Genomic DNA, 18,277 nt, shown 5'->3' with positions numbered 1-18,277 from the left:
TCGAACTGCGTTGAACGCCCGGTATGGGGGCGCTCGTGGCTCGCTCATCCGACCTCGCTCCAGCGCTGGCAGGCTCAGGTGACCGGGAGCCCCAGCGCTCGGATGCGGCGATAGAGGTTTCCGCGGTCCACCTGAAGGAGCCGCGCCGCGCCCGCGATGCTTTCGCCCTCTTGGAGCGCGGCGCGGATGAGGTCGCGCTCGAAGTCCTCCACGTGCTCGCGGTAGCTCTTCTCGGAGAGCTTCGGGCTCGGTCCTCGCGCGGGTGCGGTCGGCGCGCCGAGTGAGGCCGCGCTCAAGGTGAGCGGGCCGTCGCCACGCAGGAGGTTGGCGCGCTCGACGACGTTGCGCAGCTCTCGCACGTTGCCGGGCCAGGAATAGGCGCGCAGCGCGGCCTCCGCTCCCGGCTGAAGCTCCAGGGACACATGCGGGCCCGCGAACTCCGCCGCGAAGGCACGGGCCAGCGGCAGCAAGTCCTCCAGGCGCTCTCGCAGCGGCGGAACCTGGAGCGGCAGGACGTTGAGGCGGAAGTAGAGGTCCTGTCGGAAGCGCCCTTCCTTCACGCCGCGGGACAGGTCCTGGTGCGTGGCCGCGAGGATGCGCACGTCCACCGGCACGGGCGTCGTTCCTCCCAGCCGCTCCACTTCCTTCGTCTCCAGGACACGCAAGAGCTTGGCCTGGAGCTCCAGCGGCATGTCGCCGACTTCATCGAGCAGCAGCGTGCCGCCCTGGGCCTGTTCGATGCGGCCCACGCGCCGGGACAGCGCGCCGGAGAACGCGCCCTTTTCATGGCCGAACAGCTCGCTCTCCAACAGCGTGGCGGGGATGGCCGCGCAGTTGACGGCGACCAGCCGCCCCTTGCGCCCCGAGGCGAGGTGCAGCGCGCGCGATACGCGCTCCTTGCCCGTGCCCGTCTCGCCGGTGATCAGCACCGCCGTGTCGCGAGGCCCCACGCGGGTGATGAGCTGACGCAGCGACTCCATGGCGGGGCTGTCCCCCACGAGGTGCCCGGGGCGCGCCAGTTCGCCGAGCAGCCGCTCTCGCTCCTCGCGCAGGGTGTCCAACGCGAGCGCGTTGCGAATGGCGGTGAGGAGGCGCTCGGGAGACGGGGGCTTCTCCACGAAGTCGGTGGCGCCCAGCTTCAGGGCCTGCACGGCCTCGGCGGGGGAGGCCTCACCAGACAGGACGACCACGGGCGCGGGCAAGGGCCGGGGCAGACGCGCGAGCAGCTCCAGGCCCGTCTCACCGGGCATGCGCAGGTCCAACAACATCAGCGCGGGCGGAGGCGTGGACGCATCGAGCAGGAGGCGCGAGGCCTCGGTGGCGGAGGAGGCTTCGAGGACGGTGAAGCCCTCATCCCCCAACAGCCCGCGCAGGGCCTTGAGGACGCCGGAGTCATCATCGACGACGAGAACGCGGAGGCCGGGCTTCATGCGCGGGGCGTGGGCGGAGACAGGGGGAGGTCCACCAGCGCCAGCGTACCGCCCTCGGGCGCGGGCTCCAGGCGCAGCACGCCGCCGTGCTCGTGGACGATCTTCTGCGCGATGGGCAGGCCCAGGCCGCTGCCCTCGGGCTTGGTGCTGAAGAGCCCTCGGGTGAGCGCGGGGCCCTCCACCACGTGCGGGATGCCGGGGCCTCGGTCGTGGATGACGACGCGCACGGCGCGGGCATCACGCGGTTCGATTCGCACGCGCACGGGCCCGGCGCCGGGCGGCGAGGCCTCGGCGGCGTTCTTCACGAGGTTGCCGAAGAGGCGGCGCAGGCCATCCGGGTCGGCGTGCAGCGCGATGTCCTCCGCCGAGGTCAGCTCCACCGGAACGGGCGAGGTGCCCTGATAGAGCGCGCACACCTCGGCGAGCAGCGGCTTCAGCGCCACGGGCTGGAAGCGCGCGGCCGGCAGTCGCGCGAAGGTGGAGAAGCTCTGCGTCATGCGCATGAGGAGGTCCACCTCTTCCTGGAGGAGCGCCACGGCCTCGGCGATGCGGGTGGGGTCGGGGGAGGTGCTCGCATCCGTGCGGGACAAACGCGCGAGCGACAACTTCATTGCGGTGAGCGGATTCTTCAGCTCGTGCGCGAGCGCGCGGGCCACGTCCTGCCACGCGGCGATCTGCTCGGCGGCGCGCAGCCGGTCTCTCTGGGCGAGCAGCTCCTGGCCCATGTGGTTGAAGCGCGCGAGGAGGAACTGGAGTTCGTCGCGCGGGGGCGCGGGGGTCGGCAGGCGAACGCCCAGGTCTCCGCGCGCGTAGGCCCACATGCCATCGGTGAGCGTGACGATGGGGCGGGTGAGGGCGCGGCCCAGCAGCACGGCCGCGCCCGCGAGCAACACGGCCGCGACGAGCACGAGGCCCGCGATGAACGCGGGAACCCTTCGCGCGAGGGCCCGCCGCGCGAGCTCCGCTTGCGCCAGGTTGAGCCGCGCCTCGCGCAGCGCGTCTTGCGAGAGCCCGCGCGATTCCATCTCGGAGGCGACGTCCTCCAGGACTTGCTCCACGGGCGCGATGGACACGGAGAGCACGCGCTCCAGCGCCCCCTGCGCGAGGATGCCCAACAAGATGAGGGGGACGAGCCCCGTCACGAGCATCACCGCGAGCAACCGTCGGCGGAAACGCAGCGGAGGGCGCTCGGGTCCGGGCCTGCCCGAGTCGAGGGTTGGCGTGGAGGACGCGGAGAGGGACGGAGGGCCGCGCATGGTGGGCCGTTCATACCGCACCCGCGCGCTCGTGGCCCTCGCTGGGTGACAGTCTCCTAATACTGGAGTCGGACGCTCGGGGCGGTCCAGCATCCGGCACGCCCCCACTCCCGTGGTAGCCATTCCCGACGAGAATGAATACAGGTCGAGGGACCATGTCCCGACTCCTTCTCGTCTCGAACCGACTGCCCGTCACCGTCAAGGTGGAGAAGGAGAACGTCTCCGTGGTGCGCAGCGCCGGCGGCCTCGCCACCGGGCTGAGCCGCCCGCACGAGCGCTCTCAGGGCACGTGGCTCGGATGGCCCGGCGACGTGTCTCGGCTGTCGCCACAGCAGCGCGGGCAGGTGGAGTCCCAGCTCGCCGCGCAGCGCTGCGTGCCGCTGTACCTGTCCGCCAGCGAGGTGAGCCGCTACTACGAGGGCTACTCGAACCGCGTCCTCTGGCCGCTGTGCCACTACCTGCTGGACCGCGTCCCCCGCCAGGACCGTGACTGGGACGCCTATCGCAAGGTCAACGAGCGCTTCGCGGACCTGATTGCGCGCCACTATCAGCCCGGGGACACGGTCTGGGTGCACGACTACCAGCTCATGCTGGTGCCCGGGCTGCTGCGCCAGCGGCTGCCCGAGGCGCGCATCGGTTACTTCCACCACATCCCGTTCCCGTCCTCCGAAATCTTCCGCACGCTGCCGCACCGCAAGGAGCTGCTGCGCGGCCTGCTGGGCGCGGACCTCATCGGCTTCCACACGGTGAGCTACGTGCGGCACTTCTCGGGTTCGCTGACGCGGCAGCTCGGCTTGGACACGGACATCGACTGTGTCCACTGGCAAGGGCGTCAGGTGCGGGTGGGCGCGTTCCCCATGGGCATCGACGCGGCGGCCTTCGAGGCACTGGCGAAGGACCCCGGCGTGCTCCAGGAGGTGACGGCCATCCGCAGTCGCGCGCACGGGCAGCGCATCTTGCTGGGGATTGATCGGCTCGATTACACGAAGGGCATCCCGCGACGGTTGCTCGCGGTGCAGCGCCTGTTGGAGCGCGAGCCCGCGTGGCGCTCGCGGCTGCGCTTCATCCAGGTGGCGGTGCCGAGCCGCACGCAGGTGGATGCCTACGCCGCGTATCGCGAGACGGTGGATGAACTCGTGGGGCGCATCAACGGCCTGTACGGCACCGTGGACAACGTGCCGGTGCATTACCTCTACCGCTCCGTGGGCGAGCGACAGCTCACCGGGCTCTACCGCGCCGCGGACGTCATGCTGGTGACGCCCGTGCGCGACGGCATGAACCTGGTGGCCAAGGAGTTCTGCGCCGCGCGGCCGGACGAGGACGGCGTGCTGGTGCTGAGCGAGTTCGCGGGCGCCGCCGCCGAGCTGCGCGAGGCCGTGGTCATCAATCCCTACGACGTGGAGGCCATGGCGGACGCCATCGAGCAGGCGCTGGAGATGGGCGAGGACGAGCGCCGCGCCCGCATGCGCGCCCTGCGCGAGCAGGTGAAGACCCGCGACGTGCACTGGTGGGTGAACGCCTTCCTGGAGCGCCTCCAGTCCCTGCCCGCCGTGACGGCGAGGGCGCGCCCGGAGAGCGGCGCCGAGGCGCTCGCGCGCATGCGGGCCGCGCCGCACCTGGTGCTCCTCCTGGACTACGACGGGACGCTGGTGGGCTTCGCGCCCACGCCGGAGCAGGCCTCGCCGGACGCGGAGTTGATGACCTTGCTGGAGCGGCTGGCCACGCGGCCGAACACGTCCGTGCACGTGGTGAGTGGACGGCCTCGCGAGACGCTGGAGGCATGGTTCGGTCACCTGCCCCTGGGCCTGCACGCGGAGCACGGCCTGTGGACGCGCGAGGGCCCCGGGAAGTCGTGGGCCATGCTGCCGGGCGCGGCCTTCGAGTGGAAGGACCGGGCGCGGCCCGTGCTCAAGTCCTTCGCGGAGCGGGTGCCGGGCTCGTTCGTGGAGGAGAAGACGGCGTCGCTCGCGTGGCACTACCGACTGGTGGACCCCGAGTTCGGCGCGCTCCAGTCTCGCGAGCTGCGCCTGCACCTGTACGAGGTCTTCGCGCAGGAGCCCATGGACATCCTCCCCGGCGACAAGGTGGTGGAGGTGCGCCCGCGCGGCGTGCACAAGGGCCGGGTGGTGACGTCCATCCTGGAGGGCCAACCCGACGACAGCCTGGTGGTGGCCGCGGGAGATGACCGCACGGACGAGGACCTCTTCGCCGCCGTGCCCGAGGGCGGGCTGACGATTCACGTCGGCAACAAGCCCACCCGCGCGGCGTACCGCCAGGAAGGGCCGGTCGAGCTGCGGCGCCTGCTCGCGGGGCTGCTCACGTGAGCCCCGCGAGTCGCTGATGCGACGCTAGCGCGACGCCGTCTTCACGCCCGGGCCCTGCAAGAGCACGCGGCGGCCGAAGGCGCGGTCCACGCGGCCGAGGAACTCGCGGAACTTCGGGTAGTCGTCCGCCTTGATGCGCGCCTGGGTGAGGGCCACTTCGCCCTCGGCGATGAGGGTGCCCTGCTCCACGCGATAGGAGAGCTTGAGGCGTCCGAAGGGCGTCTGCTCCTCCACGGCTTGCGGCAGCTCCGCCACCGTGTAGCCGCCCGGCAGCGTGTAGCGCAGCGCGAACGTGTTGAGCCACGGGCCCTGCATGACCAGGTCGAAGCGACGCTCGGCGAGCGCGGCGTAGGCCTGCTGATACGTGCGGCCCGTTCCGAAGGGCAGGAAGCGCAGGCTGCCGCCGGGGAGCACCTCCGCGTAGCGGGGGATGCTCATCCGGAAGTTCAGCGTGACGTCATCATCCAGCTTTGTCGTGTCGCTGAGCTTCACCTCGCGCACGGTGAGGCCGGGGAAGCTCTGCGCCCAGGCGCGCTCGAAGGTGGACTTGCGCGTGGCCTCGGGGCGGTACGCGCGGCGGTAGTCCGGCGCGGACTGGCCCGCCACCGTGCTGGTGCCCTGCACCTCGGCGCCGCCGTCCGGGCGGAGCGCCACGTCCATGGAGAGCTGCGTGGCGTTGTCCTCGGCCTTCGCCTCGGGGGTGACGAGGAAGTTGCTCTTGCCGTCCGGATCCACCACGAGGACGTTGGCCACGCGGTCCGCGCTGGGCATCTCCTTGGCGCCGTGGAACTCCGCCGTGCCGTCCAGGTACAGGTCGAACTTGGGCACGTAGGTGATGGCGTGGTTGAAGGCCGCCAGTGACGCGGGCTCCGCGTCCAGCGTGCCCAGGTTGCGCATGCGCAAGAGCACCAGCCGGCTGTCCACGCCCGCCACCTTCAGCATGGCGTGGATGAGGCTCGCCTTGTCCTTGCAGTCACCGAAGCGGCGCGCCAGCACGCGGTCCACGCGGTAGGGCTTGAAGCCGTGGATGCCGAACTCCAGCGCCACGTAGCGCGTGTTCGTCACCACGAAGGAGTAGATGGCGCGCACCACCGCCAGCTCGTCCTTGCGGTCCACGCCCTGGAGCACCTGCTCCACCGTCGCCTTCAGCTCCGCGTTCGGCTGGAGTTGGTCACGCACCAGGCCCCACCAGTAGCGGCCCACCTGGTCCCACGTCTTGTACGTGGAGACGTGGAGGTTCTGCGCCACCTCGGACCAGCCGGGCATGCCGGGCTCGGGCACCACCTTGGAGACGCTGCGCGCGTTGAAGCGGTACAGCACGCGGCCCGCGTCCACCGTCTCCTGCGCCTGCTGCACGCCCGCCAGCCGGCTCTTGTTCCAGTACAGGGGCCGCTCCTTCGGCATGTCCACCAGGTACTGGAAGCGCACCTTCGGGTAGACGCCCTGCACGCTCTCCACGTCGCCCCAGTAGTCCGACAGCAGGTTGTCCTGCGCGGTGTCGTCCAGCCGGTACGTCAGCTCCAGCGTGTCGCCGGCGGCCAGGGACGGGAAGGAGATGACCTTGGCGCGGGCGTCGTAATACATGCCCGTCCACGGCTCGTTGATGTTGCGGTCGTTGTCGCCGTAGCTCTCCACCACCGAGCCATCCGGCTTGGTGACGCGGGCGCGCAGCACGCGCACCTCCTGCCGGTCCGGCGAGTACGTGACCGGCAGGCTGCGGAACGAGTCCACGCCGCGCTGGTTCAGCACCTTCACCACCATCTGCTGGAGGCGGCTGGACAGGCCGCTCTTCTGGACGCGGACGTAGGTGTTGTCGACCAGGTAGACCGCGTCCTCGTTGGCGTAGGCCTCCGCCTCCTTCTGGAGCGGGCGCGCGTCCACCAGGTACTGCGTGCCCGCGGCCTCGGCCTCGCCCTTGAGCGTGCGCAGGGCCTCCTTCAGGCCCGGGTTCTGCGGACGCAGCGCCAGGGAGCGCTCGAAGGCGGCCAGCGCCAGCTCGCGCTTGCCGCCGGCGAGCAGCGCGCGGCCTTCGCGCTCATGCACCTCGGGCTCGTCGGGCGAGAGGGCCTTGGCCTCGGCGAAGAGGGCCGTGGCCTCGTCCACCTGACCGTTGGAGGCCTTCAGCTCGGCGAGCCGCACGCGCGCGCCGTTGTCGAAGGGGTTGAGCACCAGGAGCTGCGCGTACTCGCGCTCGGAGGCCTCGATCTGTCCCGCGTCCGCGAGCAGCGCGGCGAGCTGGCGGCGGGTGCCGGTGTCATCGAAGCGCAGCGCGAGCACCACGCGCATGCGGTCCATGGCCTCCTTCGAGCGGCCGAGCTGGCGGGACACCTGCGCCGCGGCGCGCACCACGCTGGGAATGCGGGGGAACTGGCGGAACGTCTCCTCCACCAACTGCTGCGCCCGGGGGCGCTCGCCGAGCGTCTCGTACGCGCGGGCCAGCAGCAGGCGCGCATCCGCCGAGTCCAGGTTGTTCTCCAGCAGCGCCAGCACGCGCTCGGGGTGGCCGCGGTCCAGCTCGTGCTCGGCCAGCGCCACGCGGGCATCCATGTACGCGGGGTCCGCCTTCACGGCGGCCTCGAGGAAGCGGCGGCGGTCGTTCAGGTCATCGCGCTGGGTCTCGCTGGCGAGGTACTGCAGGCGCGCGTCCTGCGGCGCGGCCTCGGCGGCGAGCGCGGCCTCGGTGGTGGCGGTGTGCTCGCGCTCGTCATAGGCGCGGAAGTACGCCAGCACCTGGGCGTAGTCGCCGCGCAGCGCGGCGTCCTTCGGGCTGCGCTCCACCAGGGTGCGCAGCGACGAGGTGAGCGTGGGCAGCGCCTGGGGCGCGGGCGCGGCGTTGCGCTCCAGCGCGGGCGCCTTCGCGGGCAGGTTGGCGCGCGCGGAGGTGGACTCGGAGCGCAGGTAGAAGCCCAGGGGACCGGACTCCTGGCACACCTTGAGGAGCACGCGGTTGAGGCCCTTCTTGAGCTTCACCGACACGCGCGCCTGGTCGGGGCGGGGCAGGTTGTAGCGGTCCTCCTTCGCGGCCTGCTGGCCGTTCACCCACAGCCGGAAGGCGCCGGAGGTCCCCAGTCCCAGCGTGACGCGCGCGTCCTGCGGCATGTCCAGCCAGGTGAGGGCGTAGGCCACCGACTCGCGATTGGGCCGCACCGCCGCGGACAGGTCGACGTAGCCGTCCGCCGGGCTGACGGACAGCTTGCGCCACGCGGCCTCGTGGCCCTTGGCCGCGGGGTAGCGCGCGCCCAGGTCCAGCGCGGCCGCCTCGGGGCCGAAGTCCGTGTCGCAGCCGGCCTTGCCTTCGTTCTCGAAGCCACCGACGACGTAGTAGTCCCCGATGAAGCCCAGCCACTGGCGGACCTCATTGGCGCGGATGAGGCGACCGCGCGAGCGCTCCACGTCCATCAGCAGCATCTGCGCGGTGGCGCGCGTGCCGGGGTCCGCGCTGCGCTTCGAGGCCAGCGACTGGTAGGTGCTCACCAGCGGGGTGAGGTCCTCCACGTCGTCAATGAGGCCATGGACTCGCAGAAGGGCGGCCGCGCCGCGGGGCGAGGAGGCCAGGCGCTGGGCCTCGGCCATGTAGCCCTTGGCCGTCTCATCCGCGCTCGGCTTCGCTTGCACCAGGAACGGGCAGGTGAGCACGAAGACTGCGGACAGCCATTTGAAGCGCGACATCCGTTCTCCTCGGTAGGGACTCCAGCGCGGGTGGTCCCGCGTGGGCCTGGGGCGACGACGGCGGTGAACAGGCGGCCCCCCCTGGGCCTTCCCCTGCCATGTAACGCCGAGCGGCGAGCAGCCAACCTAGAACGGATGGCGGTGTGGGAGAAGTGGGGAGGCGGGGGCTCAGGTGAGCGTGAACGCGCGGGCCAGGGTGAGCACGTCCACGCGCACCGCGCCCGCCGCGAGCAGGGCCGAGGCCGCGGCCCGCGCGGTGGCGCCGGTGGTGAACACGTCATCCAGCAGGACGAGCGAGCGACCCGCGACCTCCGGGGGCGCACGGAAGGCGGTGGCCACGTTGGCGGCGCGCTCGGCTTCGCTGAGGCCCACCTGTCGGCGCGTGTCGCGGGTGCGCTCGAGCCAGCCCGCCGGGGCCTCTCGCCCCGACGCCTTCGCCAGCGCGCCCGCCAGCAGCTGCGCCTGGTCATACTGGCGCTGACGGAAGCGGTGGGTGTGCAGTGGCAGCGCCACCACCGGGCCCGTCGCGTCCGTGAGGAAGCGCCGTGCCTCACCCGCGAGCAGCGCTCCGAGCGGCGCGGCCAGCTCGGGGTGGTCCTCGTACTTGAACCGATGGATGGCGCGGGCGATGGGCCCCTCGTGCGCGAACGGCGCCCACGCGCGGGTGAAGGGCGGTGGGGCGGCGCGGCAGCGGGGACAGGTGTCGGCCGGGAAGGTTCCGGGCTCGGCGCAGGTGCGGCAGCACGCGGGAGGCAGGCGCTCCAGCGCGGTGTCGCAGGACTCGCAGAACGCGGAGCCTGGGCCGGACAGCACCCGGGCGCACGCGATGCAAGCCGGTGGGTACAACAGGTCCAGGAGCGCCGTCAGCACGTGCTACGGCGCCTCCCGAGGCGGCGGGCCCGAGTCCTCACGGCAGCAGGCCCTGGCGATTCATCTCCGGCGACGTGGGCAGGCCCATGACCTTGCACAGCGTGGGCGCGATGTCCGCGAGGATGCCGGGGCGCAGCTTCTGTCCGCGGAAGTCCGGGTGGATGAGGTGGAAGGGCACGGGGTTCAGCGTGTGCGCGGTGTGCGGCTCGCCCGTGACGGGGTCGGTCATCTGCTCGCAGTTGCCGTGGTCTGCGGAGATGGCCATCACCCAGCCGTTGCGCTCGCACGCCTTGCCCAGAATGCCCAGGCACTCATCCACCACGCGCACGGCCTGCATCGCCGCGTCCAGCCGGCCGCTGTGGCCCACCATGTCCGGGTTGGCGAAGTTCACCAGCGCGAAGTCGTACTTGCCCGAGTCGAGCCGCTTCACCAGCTCCGCCGTCAGCTCGCGCGCGGACATCTCCGGCTTCAGGTCATACGTCTTCACGTCGCGCGGGCTGGGCACCAGATGGCGGTCCTCGCCCGGGTAGACGACCTCGCGCCCGCCGTTGAAGAAGAACGTGACGTGCGCGTACTTCTCCGTCTCGGCGGTGCGCAGCTGGCGCAGCCCCTGGCGCGACAGCAGCTCCGGGAAGATGTCTTGCGGCTGGTCCGGCCCGAAGGCCACGGGCAGGTCGAAGTTCTCGTCGTACTGGGTCATGCAGACGTAGCGCCCCAGTCGCAGCCCGCCCCGGTCGAAGTCCTTGAAGCTCGGATCCGCGAGCGCGCGCGTCATCTCCCGAGCGCGGTCCGCGCGGAAGTTGAAGAAGAGGACGACGTCGCCATCCTGGATGCGGCCCACCGGTGAGCCGTCGCCGTGGGTGATGACGGTGGGCTTCACGAACTCGTCCGTCACCTTCTCCGCGTACGAGGCGCGGATGGCGGCGAGCGCGTCCGGAGCCTTGGGGCCCGCGCCGTGCACCATCGACTCGTAGGCGAGCTGCACGCGGTCCCAGCGCTTGTCGCGGTCCATGGCGTAGTAGCGCCCGCTCACGGTGGCGATGCGCGCGGCCTTGGTGTCCTTGAGGAATCGCTCCAACTCCTCCACGTAGCCCAGCGCGCTCTGCGGCGGCGTGTCGCGGCCGTCGAGGAAGGCGTGCACGTAGACCTGCGGCAGCGCCCGCTCGCGCGTGGCGCGCAGCAGCGCATACAGGTGCTCCATGGACGAGTGCACGCCGCCCGGAGACACGAGCCCCAGGAGGTGCAGCGCCTTGCCGTCCGCCTTGGCCTGGTCCATCGCGGCGCGCAGCACCGGGTTCTGGGCCAGCTCGCCCGAGGCCGCGGCGCGATTGATGCGCACCAGGTCCTGGTAGACGATTCGCCCCGCGCCGATGTTGGTGTGCCCCACCTCTGAGTTGCCCATCTGGCCATCGGGCAGGCCCACCGCGAGGCCGGCGGTCTGAAGCTCGGTGGAGGGGTAGGGATGGGTCAGCCGGTCGAGGTGCGGCGTGCCAGCGAGCAGGATGGCGTTGGCGTCGCGCTCGGCGCGGATGCCCCAGCCATCCAGGATGCAGAGCAGGACCTTGTGGGCGGGTGTCATGCCCGAACCCTAATCACGCGAGCGCCAGGGCGGAGAGCACAAAAGTCGCGCGGCGGGCTTTCCAGAGGGCCGGCCGGCCTCTCATGGCGCGCGTCGCCGTCGTGACGCGTCGGTGGGGTCATGGGGTCGATGGGCCGTCCGCTGGCTCGCCCTCGGGACGCCTCACCGGGACGCGGGCGCCGGGGCGTCCAGACAGATGGCGTGGCTGGCCCGAGCGATGGACGCCTCCGAGGGCCGTCCGCCCGGGTTCTCCGTGGCCAGGGCCTGATTGAGCGCGATGAAGGGGCGCAGGCGCTCCTCATAGCGACGGAACGCCCCGGTGTAGTCCCCCTGGGCGCGAGCCAGCTCCTCGGCCAGGACGTAGGCGCCCACCAGGGCCATGCTGGTGCCCTGGCCCGACAGCGGTGAGGCGCACCACGCGGCGTCACCGAGCAGCGCCACGCGCCCCGAGGACCAGCGCTCCAGGTGCACCTGGGCCATCGCGTCGAAGTAGAAGTCAGGGGCGTCCCACATGGCGCGCAGGATGCGAGGCGTCTCCCAGCGCAGGTGCGCGAGCCGCTCGGCCACGAGTCGCTTCTGCGCCTCGGGGTCGCGCGAGTGCGTGTCCTGGGGCGCGCCGCCGAAGCCGACGGTGATGCGCAGCTCGGTGTTGTCGCGCACGGGGTAGATGCCGAAGCCCGCGTCGCCATCCCGCATCCACACCTGCCAGTGGTCCAGGTTGAGGAAGTTCTCCGCGCGGAAGATGGCGAGCTGCGTCCCCAGCGGGCGCACGCAGTCCGACTCAGGACCGAAGGCATGGCGCCGCACGTTCGAGTGCAGCCCGTCCGCGCCCACCACGAGGTCGAAGTCGCGCGGCGGGCCGTGCTTGAACGCGACGTGCACGCCTCGCGCGTCCTGCGCGAGCGCGGTGATGGAGTCGCCGAAGCGGTACTCCACTTGCGGCCGGGTCGAGTCGAGGAGCATGCGCGTGAGGTCCTCGCGCAGCAGCTCCAGGTCATCACTGTCCAGCGGTCCTGCGCTGAAGGTCATCTCGGTGGTGCGCATCACCTCGTTCCCGTCCGGGTCCAACACGGACATGCCCTTCATGCGCGTGCGGACCCGCTGCGCCTCGGCGAGGAACCCCATGCGCTCGATGACCTGGAGCGCGGTGCCGCGGATGTCGATGGCCTGTCCACCCATCCGAGGCGCGGGCGCCTGCTCGACCACGGTGGGCGCGAATCCATGGTGACGGAGCCACCACGCCAGCGCAGGCCCCGCGATGCTCGCTCCGGAAATCAGGACGGTCTTCATGGCGTCTCCCTGTACGATGTACACGGTGATGTGTACGCCGTACGCGGAGGGGTGCCAATTGGCCGGAGCGCGAATCTACCCTAGGACAGCGCAGCGCTGGGGACGACGTGCACAGGGCTGTCCTAGGACAGCGGCGAGGTGCCCGTGAGCACGCCCACGCCTGCTCCCTACCTGCGCATCGCCGGAGAGCTTCGGCGGCGCATCGCCTCCGGAGCCCTCGCGCCGGGCGCGCGTCTGCCTTCGACTCGGCAGATCGCTCGCAAGTGGCGCGTGGCGCTCGCGACGGCGACGAAGGCGCTCAACGTCCTGCAGCAGGAAGGCCTGGTGCGCGGCGAGCCCCGCGTGGGAATCGTGGTGCTCCCGCGCGGAGCGTCCACGCCGCCAGCGCCGCCTCCGCAGCCCGAGGACCCCGAGCGAGGGCTGACGCGCGAGCGCATCGTGCGCGTCGCCATCGAGATGGCCGATGCCGAGGGACTCTCGGCGCTGTCCATGCGCGGTGTCGCGTCACGGCTCGAGGTGTCGACCATGTCGTCGTACCGCCACGTGCGCGACAAGGAGGAACTCGTCCTGCTCATGGCCGACGCCGCGTTCGGAGCGTACGTCTACCCCCAGGTTCCTCCCGAGGGATGGCGCGCGCAGTTGGAGCTGGCGGGCCGCGCGCTGTGGTCGCTGTTCCGCCGTCACCCGTGGCTGGCCCAGCTCAGCCCGCTCTCCAGGCCGCTGCCACTGCCCGGACTGCTGGCCCATGCGGAGTGGTCTCTGCGCGCGTTGAAGGCGCTGCGTCTCGAAGGCGCGGCGTTGTTGGATGCGCATGTGCTGCTCTTCAGTCACATGCAGGGGCTCGCCTCCAACCTGGAGCGAGAGGCCCAGGCCGAGGCGGCCACGGGCCTGTCGGACGACCAGTGGGGCGCGGCCCACGAGCCCGCGTTGAAGTCCGTCGCGGAGTCGGGGCGCTTCCCTGTCTTCGCTGCCCTCCTGCGGGAGCTGCCCGCGGAGGGCTACACGTTGAACCTCGATGCGCTGTTCGAGCAGGGGATGAAGGCCCTGCTGGATGGCTTTGCGCACTCCTTCGCGCGACGGAAGAGGCGCGCCGCGAAGTAGTCAGGGGCCGCTACGGCATGCAGCCACACCAGCACTTGCCCTCGTAGTCGCAGATGCCACAGCGCGGTGCCCCGCAACCACGGTCACACTGAGAATTCATGGTGCACACCCAGCCCGCGGACGCGGGCTCCTGCTGGGCTCCCGCGACGAAGCCCAACCCCAGACCCAGCATCAGCGAGGCGCCCACCAGCAGTTGCTTCAGCATGACGACCGCTCCTCCAGAAGCGCGCGACCTATTCGCGCTACATCTGCATATCATGTAATTCGTGCGAGCTGTTCAGCCGCGCAGCGAGAGGGAGAAGGCCAGGGCGGACGCGAGACAGGCGACGGTGCGCACGGTGTTCCACAGCGTCCACCGCACCTGGTAGTCCGCCCAGAGCCGAGTGCCCTCGCTGCTCGTGGGGTCCACCACCGCGAGCGCCTCGTTGAGCGGCACATTGCCCAGTCCCGTCACCCCGATGTGACCCACGAGATAGAGCACGCCGCCCGCGAGCAGGAGGAGGGCATGGGGCTCCTGGCGACCTCGCGTCAGGGCGTAGATGATCAACGCCACGCACAACACGGCGGTGCCGGCGAAGGGCGTGGCGAACGCTGGGTGCAGACGCCCCCCGCTCACGATGGTGGCGTTGATGGACTGCATCGCCGCCAGTCCCTGCGCGGGCGGCAACCGCGTCAGTGCCCGCATGAGGAACGTGGAGAAGGGCAGGTAGACGCCGGCCATGAGGCCGCAGCCGAGTGCGGCCAAGAGCTTCGCGATGAAGACGGAGCGGTCGAGCATGGGGGACCTCATGAGCTCAGGCCGCGGCGCCGGAGACGGCCACGGACCGACCAATGAACGCCGCGCTCTGGGCCGCATGCGCGAGGAAGCGTCCCACGCTGTTTCGCGAGACCTTCATGCGCTCGGTGTCGCCGTCCGTGGAGAGCGCCGGCATGGGCTGCTCGGGTGCGTCGGTCAGGTGCACGGGCTGGGCAATCACCCAGTCGAGCCCGCTCTCGCGGACCACCTGCTCCTGCTTCTCCGTGTCGGCGATCTGCGGCTTGAGCAGGAGTTTGAAGAACAGGGCGTCCACGGTACCCAGGCGATGGCGCGTCACGCCCACGCCGTAGCTGGTCTGCACCACCAGCTTGCGCACCCCGTGGCGCTGCATCGCGGCGACCACATTCCGTGTCCCCGCCGAGCGCACGTCCATGGGCGTGTGCGCCGCGCCCAAGACGCGCACGCGCAGAGGGTTCTCGCGAATGCCCAACGTGATGATGACGGCGTCCTGCCCCTTCACGGCGCGCTCCACATCCTCCAGGTTCATCACGTCCCCCACGAAGGTGTGCAGGCGCTCCCGCCCGTTTCCCATGGGCTCGGCGCGCCGCGTGAACGCCGTGACCTCATGCCCCGCGGACAGCAACTGCTCCACCGCCGCACGACCCGAACCACCCGTGGCACCCAGAACGAGGACCTTCATCTGCGACTCCATGGCAGGGGGGAGAAGCGCCGCGAAGTCGCGGTGGGCTCGCCCTGCATGCCATCCAAGATGCGTTTTTGTAGCTGGCTTCTCAATGCCTGGGAGTCGCTGGTTCATGCTCATTCGTCCGGAACGCCTGGACGAGCGATGCGGCAACGCCGATGCTCGGGCCATGAAGAATCCCTGGACGCGGGTGGACCCGGTGGGCGAGGCGCTGCACCTGCTGCGGATGAGCGGCACGTTCTATTGCCGCTCCGAGTTCACCGCGCCGTGGGGGCTGGCGCTGCCACCCATGGACGACTGCCTGATGTTCCATGTGGTGACGTCGGGGCGGTGCTGGCTGGAGCTGGAGGGGCTGGAGCCGCGGTTGTTGCAGCCCGGGGACTTCGCGCTCGTGCCGCATGGAACGGGGCACACGCTCACGAGCGAGCCGGGTGTCCCCACCGCGAACCTGTTCGACCTGCCGCGCGAGCTGCTCAGCGAGCGCTACGAAGTGCTGCGACACGGGCAGGGTGGCGCCCCCGCGAACCTCATCTGTGGCGCGGTGCGCTTCGACCATCCGGCGGCGCGCCACCTCGTCAAGCTCCTGCCGCGCGTCATGTGCGTGGATGCCTCGAACGAGTCGCAGGCGGAGTGGCTGGGGGGCACGCTGCGCTTCATGGCCGCGGAGGCGCGCGGGCTGCGTCCCGGCGGCGAGGCCGTCATCACGCGGCTGGCGGACATCCTGGTCATCCAAGCCATCCGCGCGTGGTTGGAGCAGGACCCCGCGGCGCGGACCGGGTGGCTGGGGGCCTTGCAGGATCCGCAGATTGGCCGCGCGCTGGCGCTCATCCATCGCGAGCCGGCGCGGCCCTGGTCGGTCGAGTCGCTGGCCGCGGAGGTCGCCATGTCGCGCTCGGCGTTCGCGGCGCGCTTCACCGAACTCGTGGGCGAGCCCGCGATGCACTACGTGGGGCGCTGGCGCATGCACGTCGCGCACACGTGGCTCCAAGAAGAGGACGGTGTCTCGCTGGGGGAGCTCGCCAACCGGATGGGCTATCAGTCCGAGGCGGCCTTCAGCCGGGCCTTCAAGCGCTTCCTCGGGATATCGCCGGGGGCCGCGCGCAAGGGCGGGGGACGAGGCGCCTCGGGTGCGCTCCCTGTTCCTCCCGGCCTGGATGCGTGAAGCTGCCCAGCCGCACCGGATTAGCGTATGCACGTCCGCGTGAGCGCCTCCGACCCCCGTGGAATCCTCTTCGACCTCGACGGCACGCTGGTGGACTCGCTGCCGGACATCATCGACAGCTTCCTCCACTCCTTCACGCACCTGGGCTTGCAGTCGCCCTCCCATGCAGAGGTGCGCGCGCTCATCGGGCATCCGCTCGATGCGATGTACGCGCGCTTCGCGCCCGCCGACCGCGTGGACGCGCTGTGCGTCACCTACCGCGAGCACTATCCACGCAACTTCCACCGCCGCTCGCGCCCCTTCGCGGGCGTGACGGAGGTGCTCCAGGTGCTGCGCGAGCGCGGCTATCTGTTGTCGGTCGCGACCACCAAGCGCAGCGACATGGCCCACCGCTTCGTGGAGGCCATGGGACTGTCGCCGCTCCTGCACCACGTGCAGGGCACGGATGGCTTTCCGCACAAGCCCGCCCCGGACGTGATTCACCGCGCGCTCGCCGCGCTGGGCACCGGCGGCTTGTGGATGGTGGGTGACACCTCGCTCGACCTGGGGGCGGGGCGCGCGGCGGGGCTGCGCACCTACGCCGTGACGTGGGGCACGCACTCCGTGGAGGAGCTCACCGCCGCGGGGCCGGATGAGTTGCAGCCCAACCTGCTGCGACTGCTGGAGCTGCTGCCTCCGCTGCGCTGACCCGTCCTCGCGGGTGTTGTCCGGATGGCCCCGGCCTGGAGTGCCGCTGCCGCGTCCAAGGGGGCGTGCGTAGGTTCGCGCCTTGCGAGGAGCCAGCATGGGGCGAACTGCGACGGGCATCGAAGGCGTGGTGTGGGGCATGGCCTGCATGACACTGGCCGCGTGTGCACCGGGAGACGGTTCCGCCCCCTGGCCCGATGGATGTCCCGGCGCGGGACCGCGCGAGGCTCCGACCGCGGTGGCCCTCCCGTGGGAGGTGGTCAGCGGTGGCTCGCGAGGGGTGACCGCCTATGACGCGCGGCCCGCCGTGAATCCCGCCGTGGACCAGCAGGAGGATGGGCTCCCCGTCTTCCACCTCTTCGTTCCGGATTCCTTGCCGGACGACGATGACGAACACCCCGCGCGCCTCTACCACCTGGGGCGCTGCTACGCGCTGTCCCTGAAGGCGCATGGCAGCACGTCGCGGGCCTTCCCCAAGCGCAGCTACACGCTGGAGTTCGAGGGGGACACGTTCGATGCCGCGCGCCACAAGGTGACCCTCGTCAGTCCCTTCAACGACAACTCCTACCTGCGCACGCGCCTGGCCTTCACGCTGTGGAACCTGATGTCGCCCGAGCACGCGCAGGTGCAGACCTCCAGCGCCGTCGTCTACGTGAATGGTCGCTACGAGGGGCTCTACACCGTGGTGGACCACATCAACCGGCACTTCCTGGCGCAGCAAGGGTGGGACGCGCAGGGCGAGCTGTTCAAGGCGGTGGACTGGGACGCCAACTTCTCGCGGCTCGATGAGAACGGGAAGCCCAAGCGCGCGCTGAATCAAGGCTTCGAGAAGAAGGACGGGGAACCCAAGAAGGGTCGCGAGGCCTTCGCCAACATCGAGGCGTTCACCGCGTTCGTCGCGGATGCGTCACCCGAGGACTTCGTCGCGCACCGCGAGGAGTGGCTGATGTCCCGCGACTATGAGGACTGGTGGGTGTTCAGCACGCTCATCCAGACGCGCGACGCGGTGGCCAAGAACGCGTACCACTTCCGCGACTCCGGGCCGGAGGGGAAGTGGCGCTTCGTGCCGTGGGACCTGGACGCGAGCTTCGGCCAGGAATGGGACACGCGCCGCGTGGACGCGGAGGCGTGGGACGACTTCGCCGCGCCCAATCAGCTCTTCGCGCGCATGCTCGCGGCCCCGGACATCGCCGGTCCTCTGCGTGCGCGCTACCGCGCCCTGCTGCACGGCAGCCTGCGGATGGAGAACGTCCTGGGGCTCGTGGATGTCGCCGCCAGCGAGGTGGCGGAGGCGGCGCGCAAGGACGAGCGCAAGTGGGGCGCGGCCTACGCCACGTTCCCGCGCTGGAGCGGCCGGCCGGACCTCGTGGGCCATGACGACGAGGTGCGGAACCTGCGCGAGTGGGTGCAGCGGCACTGGGCGTCGGTGGATCAACAGCTCCGCTGACG

The 18,277-nt window shown here is 71.0% G+C and carries 14 protein-coding genes; 5 read left to right on the top strand and 9 right to left on the bottom strand.

The features are described from left to right. Nucleotides 1-74: 74 nt before the first annotated feature. A complete protein-coding gene (locus tag KRR26_RS25815; RefSeq protein WP_120210063.1) occupies nucleotides 75-1,430 on the bottom strand; it encodes a sigma-54-dependent transcriptional regulator in 1,356 nt (451 codons plus the stop codon). Beyond that, the gene (locus KRR26_RS25810) at nucleotides 1,427-2,578 is read right to left on the bottom strand and encodes a sensor histidine kinase (RefSeq protein WP_233577462.1); all 1,152 of its coding nucleotides are present in this window, start codon (nucleotides 2,576-2,578) and stop codon (nucleotides 1,427-1,429) included. The genes KRR26_RS25815 and KRR26_RS25810 overlap by 4 nt, the downstream gene beginning before the upstream one ends. A gap of 263 nt (nucleotides 2,579-2,841) precedes the next feature. On the opposite strand from KRR26_RS25810, the gene KRR26_RS25805 reads away from it, so the two are divergent. Continuing rightward, entirely contained in the window at nucleotides 2,842-5,010 is a 2,169-nt protein-coding gene (locus KRR26_RS25805) for a bifunctional alpha,alpha-trehalose-phosphate synthase (UDP-forming)/trehalose-phosphatase (protein WP_217081114.1), read from the top strand. A 24-nt stretch (nucleotides 5,011-5,034) separates the two neighbouring features. Here KRR26_RS25805 and KRR26_RS25800 read toward each other — a convergent pair whose 3' ends face one another. From KRR26_RS25800 to KRR26_RS25785, 4 genes are all read right to left on the bottom strand, one after another. Continuing rightward, nucleotides 5,035-8,679: a DUF3857 domain-containing protein gene (locus KRR26_RS25800; RefSeq protein WP_217081113.1), complete on the bottom strand. Its 3,645-nt coding sequence runs from the start codon at nucleotides 8,677-8,679 to the stop codon at nucleotides 5,035-5,037. Nucleotides 8,680-8,847: 168 nt separating this feature from the next. After that, nucleotides 8,848-9,549, bottom strand: coding sequence for a double zinc ribbon domain-containing protein (locus KRR26_RS25795; protein ID WP_217081112.1), 702 nt, complete (start codon nucleotides 9,547-9,549; stop codon nucleotides 8,848-8,850). Nucleotides 9,550-9,586: 37 nt separating this feature from the next. Next, nucleotides 9,587-11,128 (bottom strand): 2,3-bisphosphoglycerate-independent phosphoglycerate mutase, encoded by a 1,542-nt coding sequence (gene gpmI, locus KRR26_RS25790; RefSeq protein ID WP_217081111.1) that lies wholly within the window; start codon nucleotides 11,126-11,128, stop codon nucleotides 9,587-9,589. A gap of 162 nt (nucleotides 11,129-11,290) precedes the next feature. Further along, a complete protein-coding gene (locus tag KRR26_RS25785; RefSeq protein WP_217081110.1) occupies nucleotides 11,291-12,418 on the bottom strand; it encodes an FAD-dependent monooxygenase in 1,128 nt (375 codons plus the stop codon). A 144-nt stretch (nucleotides 12,419-12,562) separates the two neighbouring features. On the opposite strand from KRR26_RS25785, the gene KRR26_RS25780 reads away from it, so the two are divergent. Next, entirely contained in the window at nucleotides 12,563-13,519 is a 957-nt protein-coding gene (locus KRR26_RS25780) for a TetR/AcrR family transcriptional regulator C-terminal domain-containing protein (protein ID WP_120210147.1), read from the top strand. A gap of 10 nt (nucleotides 13,520-13,529) precedes the next feature. On the opposite strand, the gene KRR26_RS25775 is transcribed toward KRR26_RS25780, so the two are convergent. From KRR26_RS25775 to KRR26_RS25765, 3 genes are all read right to left on the bottom strand, one after another. Further along, nucleotides 13,530-13,724 (bottom strand): hypothetical protein, encoded by a 195-nt coding sequence (locus tag KRR26_RS25775; RefSeq protein ID WP_120210070.1) that lies wholly within the window; start codon nucleotides 13,722-13,724, stop codon nucleotides 13,530-13,532. Between the two features lie 72 nt (nucleotides 13,725-13,796). Next, nucleotides 13,797-14,297 (bottom strand): anthrone oxygenase family protein, encoded by a 501-nt coding sequence (locus tag KRR26_RS25770; RefSeq protein ID WP_199723937.1) that lies wholly within the window; start codon nucleotides 14,295-14,297, stop codon nucleotides 13,797-13,799. Between the two features lie 16 nt (nucleotides 14,298-14,313). Continuing rightward, the gene (locus tag KRR26_RS25765; protein WP_217081109.1) at nucleotides 14,314-14,976 is read right to left on the bottom strand and encodes an NAD(P)-dependent oxidoreductase; all 663 of its coding nucleotides are present in this window, start codon (nucleotides 14,974-14,976) and stop codon (nucleotides 14,314-14,316) included. Nucleotides 14,977-15,091: 115 nt separating this feature from the next. Here KRR26_RS25765 and KRR26_RS25760 point away from each other — a divergent pair, with 115 nt between their 5' ends. The 3 genes from KRR26_RS25760 to KRR26_RS25750 all read left to right on the top strand — a co-directional run bounded on the left by KRR26_RS25760 (nucleotide 15,092) and on the right by KRR26_RS25750 (nucleotide 18,275). Next, entirely contained in the window at nucleotides 15,092-16,141 is a 1,050-nt protein-coding gene (locus KRR26_RS25760; RefSeq protein WP_236069191.1) for an AraC family transcriptional regulator, read from the top strand. 39 nt (nucleotides 16,142-16,180) lie between these two features. Next, nucleotides 16,181-16,828 carry an HAD family hydrolase gene (locus KRR26_RS25755; protein ID WP_120210149.1) on the top strand — a complete coding sequence of 216 codons (648 nt, stop codon included), beginning with the start codon at nucleotides 16,181-16,183 and terminating at the stop codon, nucleotides 16,826-16,828. Nucleotides 16,829-16,925: 97 nt separating this feature from the next. Then, the gene (locus KRR26_RS25750; protein WP_120210073.1) at nucleotides 16,926-18,275 is read left to right on the top strand and encodes a CotH kinase family protein; all 1,350 of its coding nucleotides are present in this window, start codon (nucleotides 16,926-16,928) and stop codon (nucleotides 18,273-18,275) included. Nucleotides 18,276-18,277: the final 2 nt, after the last annotated feature.

The sequence above is a fragment of the Citreicoccus inhibens genome (assembly GCF_019039035.1).
Taxonomy (GTDB): Bacteria; Myxococcota; Myxococcia; order Myxococcales; family Myxococcaceae; genus Citreicoccus; species Citreicoccus inhibens.
Note: the sequence above shows the minus strand (reverse complement) of the source record. Positions and strands in the feature narration are given on the sequence as shown.

Bases quoted from the DNA above. Each gene is read 5' to 3' on its own strand.
- KRR26_RS25815 (WP_120210063.1), bottom strand. From the start codon at position 1,430: ATGAAGCCCGGCCTCCGCGTTCTCGTCGTCGATGATGACTCCGGCGTC.
- KRR26_RS25810 (WP_233577462.1), bottom strand. From the start codon at position 2,578: ATGCTCGTGACGGGGCTCGTCCCCCTCATCTTGTTGGGCATCCTCGCG.
- KRR26_RS25805 (WP_217081114.1), top strand. From the start codon at position 2,842: ATGTCCCGACTCCTTCTCGTCTCGAACCGACTGCCCGTCACCGTCAAG.
- KRR26_RS25800 (WP_217081113.1), bottom strand. From the start codon at position 8,679: ATGTCGCGCTTCAAATGGCTGTCCGCAGTCTTCGTGCTCACCTGCCCG.
- gpmI (WP_217081111.1), bottom strand. From the start codon at position 11,128: ATGACACCCGCCCACAAGGTCCTGCTCTGCATCCTGGATGGCTGGGGC.
- KRR26_RS25785 (WP_217081110.1), bottom strand. From the start codon at position 12,418: ATGAAGACCGTCCTGATTTCCGGAGCGAGCATCGCGGGGCCTGCGCTG.
- KRR26_RS25775 (WP_120210070.1), bottom strand. From the start codon at position 13,724: ATGCTGAAGCAACTGCTGGTGGGCGCCTCGCTGATGCTGGGTCTGGGG.
- KRR26_RS25770 (WP_199723937.1), bottom strand. From the start codon at position 14,297: ATGCTCGACCGCTCCGTCTTCATCGCGAAGCTCTTGGCCGCACTCGGC.
- KRR26_RS25765 (WP_217081109.1), bottom strand. From the start codon at position 14,976: ATGAAGGTCCTCGTTCTGGGTGCCACGGGTGGTTCGGGTCGTGCGGCG.
- KRR26_RS25760 (WP_236069191.1), top strand. From the start codon at position 15,092: ATGCTCATTCGTCCGGAACGCCTGGACGAGCGATGCGGCAACGCCGAT.
- KRR26_RS25750 (WP_120210073.1), top strand. From the start codon at position 16,926: ATGGGGCGAACTGCGACGGGCATCGAAGGCGTGGTGTGGGGCATGGCC.